The organism is Micromonospora sp. BQ32, from assembly GCF_059358895.1.
Genome location: NZ_JCADBI010000038.1, coordinates 1 through 4811 on the forward strand (window position 1 = coordinate 1; position 4811 = coordinate 4811).

Below are 4811 nucleotides of genomic sequence, written 5' to 3' on the forward strand. Positions count from 1 at the left end.
GGACAACTGGCACACCAGAGGTTCGTCCGTCCCGGTCCTCTCGTACTAGGGACAGCCCTTCTCAAGTATCCTACGCGCACGGCGGATAGGGACCGAACTGTCTCACGACGTTCTAAACCCAGCTCGCGTACCGCTTTAATGGGCGAACAGCCCAACCCTTGGGACCTGCTACAGCCCCAGGATGCGACGAGCCGACATCGAGGTGCCAAACCATCCCGTCGATATGGACTCTTGGGGAAGATCAGCCTGTTATCCCCGGGGTACCTTTTATCCGTTGAGCGACACCGCTTCCACTCGCAAGTGCCGGATCACTAGTCCCGACTTTCGTCCCTGCTCGACCTGTCAGTCTCACAGTCAAGCTCCCTTGTGTACTTGCACTCAACACCTGATTGCCAACCAGGCTGAGGGAACCTTTGGGCGCCTCCGTTACCTTTTAGGAGGCAACCGCCCCAGTTAAACTACCCACCAGACACTGTCCCTGAACCGGATAACGGTCCGAAGTTAGATACCCAAATCAACCAGAGTGGTATTTCAAGATTGCCTCCACCCATACTGGCGTATGGACTTCACCGGCTCCCACCTATCCTACACAAGCTAATTCGAGTACCAATGTCAAGCTATAGTAAAGGTCCCGGGGTCTTTCCGTCCTGCCGCGCGTAACGAGCATCTTTACTCGTACTGCAATTTCGCCGGGCCTGTGGTTGAGACAGTGGGGAAGTCGTTACGCCATTCGTGCAGGTCGGAACTTACCCGACAAGGAATTTCGCTACCTTAGGATGGTTATAGTTACCACCGCCGTTTACTGGCGCTTAAGTTCTCCGCTTCGCCCCGAAGAGCTAACAGGTCCCCTTAACGTTCCAGCACCGGGCAGGCGTCAGTCCATATACATCGAATTACTTCTTCGCATGGACCTGTGTTTTTAGTAAACAGTCGCTTCCCCCTGCTCTCTGCGGCCATACAACGCTCCACCCGCGCGGGGCTTCACGTCTCCGGCCCCCCTTCTCCCTAAGTTACGGGGGCAATTTGCCGAGTTCCTTAACCACAGTTCGCCCGATCGCCTCGGTATTCTCTACCTGACCACCTGTGTCGGTTTGGGGTACGGGCCGCTAAGAACTCGCTAGAGGCTTTTCTCGGCAGCATAGGATCACTGACTTCACCTGAATCGGCTCGGCATCACGTCTCAGCCTATGTGTGTTGCGGATTTGCCTACAACACGGCCTACACGCTTACCCCGGCACAACCACCGGCCGGGCTCAGCTACCTTCCTGCGTCACCCCATCGCTTGACTACTACCCATCAGGTTCCCACGCTCCCCACCATCCGTCCGAAGACATCAGGCAGTTCGGGTGGTTAGCACAACGAGGTTCATCAGGGACGCTCTTTCGCGGGTACGGGAATATCAACCCGTTGTCCATCGACTACGCCTCTCGGCCTCGCCTTAGGTCCCGACTCACCCAGGGCGGATTAGCCTGGCCCTGGAACCCTTGGTCATCCGGCGGAAGGGTTTCTCACCCTTCTTTCGCTACTCATGCCTGCATTCTCACTCGTGCCGCGTCCACAACTGGGTCACCCCGCTGCTTCACTCGCGGCACGACGCTCCCCTACCCATCCACACACCTGCACAAGGAATCAAGTCCCAGCGAGGATAAAATGTGAATGCCACAGCTTCGGCGGTGTGCTTGAGCCCCGCTACATTGTCGGCGCGGAACCACTTGACCAGTGAGCTATTACGCACTCTTTAAAGGGTGGCTGCTTCTAAGCCAACCTCCTGGTTGTCTATGCGACCCCACATCCTTTTCCACTTAGCACACGCTTAGGGGCCTTAGCTGGTGATCTGGGCTGTTTCCCTCTCGACTACGAAGCTTATCCCCCGCAGTCTCACTGCCGCGCTCTCACTTACCGGCATTCGGAGTTTGGCTGATTTCGGTAAGCTTGTGGGCCCCCTAGACCATCCAGTGCTCTACCTCCGGCAAGAAACACGCGACGCTGCACCTAAATGCATTTCGGGGAGAACCAGCTATCACGGAGTTTGATTGGCCTTTCACCCCTAACCACAGGTCATCCCCCAATTTTTCAACATTGGTGGGTTCGGCCCTCCACGCGGTCTTACCCGCGCTTCAGCCTGCCCATGGCTAGATCACTCCGCTTCGGGTCTAGGACACGCGACTGAATCGCCCTATTCAGACTCGCTTTCGCTACGGCTCCCCCACACGGGTTAACCTCGCCACATGCCACTAACTCGCAGGCTCATTCTTCAAAAGGCACGCCGTCACCCCGCAAGGCTCCGACGGATTGTAGGCGAACGGTTTCAGGTACTATTTCACTCCCCTCCCGGGGTACTTTTCACCATTCCCTCACGGTACTTGTCCGCTATCGGTCACCAGGAAGTATTTAGGCTTACCAGGTGGTCCTGGCAGATTCACGGCAGATTTCAGGGGTCCGCCGCTACTCGGGAACACCCACAGAAGGTCAGCAACTTTCACCTACCGGACTCTCACCGTCTACGGTCAGCCATTCCAGACTGTTCGACTAGCCACTGACTTTGTAACTCCTCGAACAAGTGTCAGCTTGTTCAGCGGGGTCCCACAACCCCGACCACGCAACCCCTGACAGGTATCACACGCAGCCGGTTTAGCCTCGATCCGCTTTCGCTCGCCACTACTCACGGAATCACTAAATTGTTTTCTCTTCCTACGGGTACTGAGATGTTTCACTTCCCCGCGTTCCCTCCACACACCCTATGTGTTCAGGTGTGGGTGACACCACATGACTGGTGCCAGGTTTCCCCATTCGGACACCCTGGGATCACAGCTTGGTTGACAGCTCCCCCAGGCCTATCGCGGCCTCCCACGTCCTTCATCGGCTCCTGGTGCCAAGGCATTCACCGTTCGCCCTTGACAACTTGACCACAAAGATGCTCGCGTCCACTGTGCAATTCTCAACAAACGACCAACCCACAACCCGATCCGCCCCACACCAAACCCAGCCCCTCAGGACCAGCGGTATGCGAGGCCAGGCCATGCCTGGCAGACTTCCAGCCCCCACAAGGAGGCTGGCCAAGTCTCTGAAACAACAACACGACGGTTGTTCTTTCAGGACCCAACAGGGTGCTTACATTCCTTCTCAGCCGCACCAACGTCAACCGTTCCCACCACCCCGAAGAGTAGCTGTACTAAGCGCCGCCGGCCGTTGCCGAGGAAAAACTTGCCAGTGTCTCCGCCATCTGAGCACCCCGACCCAACATTCGTGGGCCGCGGGCTCCTTGCACCCTTTCAGGTGAAGGTGCTCCTTAGAAAGGAGGTGATCCAGCCGCACCTTCCGGTACGGCTACCTTGTTACGACTTCGTCCCAATCGCCAGCCCCACCTTCGACGGCTCCCTCCACAAGGGTTGGGCCACCGGCTTCGGGTGTTGCCGACTTTCGTGACGTGACGGGCGGTGTGTACAAGGCCCGGGAACGTATTCACCGCAGCGTTGCTGATCTGCGATTACTAGCGACTCCGACTTCACGGGGTCGAGTTGCAGACCCCGATCCGAACTGAGACCGGCTTTTTGGGATTCGCTCCACCTCACGGTATCGCAGCCCATTGTACCGGCCATTGTAGCATGCGTGAAGCCCTGGACATAAGGGGCATGATGACTTGACGTCATCCCCACCTTCCTCCGAGTTGACCCCGGCAGTCTTCGATGAGTCCCCGCCATAACGCGCTGGCAACATCGAACGAGGGTTGCGCTCGTTGCGGGACTTAACCCAACATCTCACGACACGAGCTGACGACAGCCATGCACCACCTGTGACCGCCCCCGAAGGACCTCACATCTCTGCGAGTTTTGCGGCCATGTCAAACCCAGGTAAGGTTCTTCGCGTTGCATCGAATTAATCCGCATGCTCCGCCGCTTGTGCGGGCCCCCGTCAATTCCTTTGAGTTTTAGCCTTGCGGCCGTACTCCCCAGGCGGGGCGCTTAATGCGTTAGCTGCGGCACAGGGAACCGGAGAGGCCCCCCACACCTAGCGCCCAACGTTTACAGCGTGGACTACCAGGGTATCTAATCCTGTTCGCTCCCCACGCTTTCGCTCCTCAGCGTCAGTATCGGCCCAGAGACCCGCCTTCGCCACCGGTGTTCCTCCTGATATCTGCGCATTTCACCGCTACACCAGGAATTCCAGTCTCCCCTACCGAACTCTAGCCTGCCCGTATCGACCGCAGGCTTGGAGTTGAGCCCCAAGTTTTCACGGTCGACGCGACAAGCCGCCTACGAGCTCTTTACGCCCAATAAATCCGGACAACGCTCGCACCCTACGTCTTACCGCGGCTGCTGGCACGTAGTTGGCCGGTGCTTCTTCTGCAGGTACCGTCACTCTCGCTTCGTCCCTGCTGAAAGAGGTTTACAACCCGAAGGCCGTCATCCCTCACGCGGCGTCGCTGCATCAGGCTTCCGCCCATTGTGCAATATTCCCCACTGCTGCCTCCCGTAGGAGTCTGGGCCGTGTCTCAGTCCCAGTGTGGCCGGTCGCCCTCTCAGGCCGGCTACCCGTCGTCGCCTTGGTAGGCCATCACCCCACCAACAAGCTGATAGGCCGCGAGCCCATCCCAAGCCGAAAAACTTTCCACCACCAGCCATGCGGCCAACAGTCCTATTCGGTATTAGCCCCCGTTTCCGAGGGTTATCCCAAAGCTTGGGGCAGGTTGCTCACGTGTTACTCACCCGTTCGCCGCTCGAGTACCCCGAAGGGCCTTTCCGCTCGACTTGCATGTGTTAAGCACGCCGCCAGCGTTCGTCCTGAGCCAGGATCAAACTCTCCAACAAAAA

At 57.8% G+C, this 4811-nt stretch carries 2 rRNA genes; both read right to left on the reverse strand.

Going from position 1 to position 4811, the window contains the following annotated elements:
* Positions 1–2908 (reverse strand): 23S ribosomal RNA (locus AC5L30_RS32800); the annotation flags it as partial.
* 385 nt (positions 2909–3293) lie between these two features.
* Positions 3294–4808 (reverse strand): 16S ribosomal RNA (locus AC5L30_RS32805).
* Positions 4809–4811: the final 3 nt, after the last annotated feature.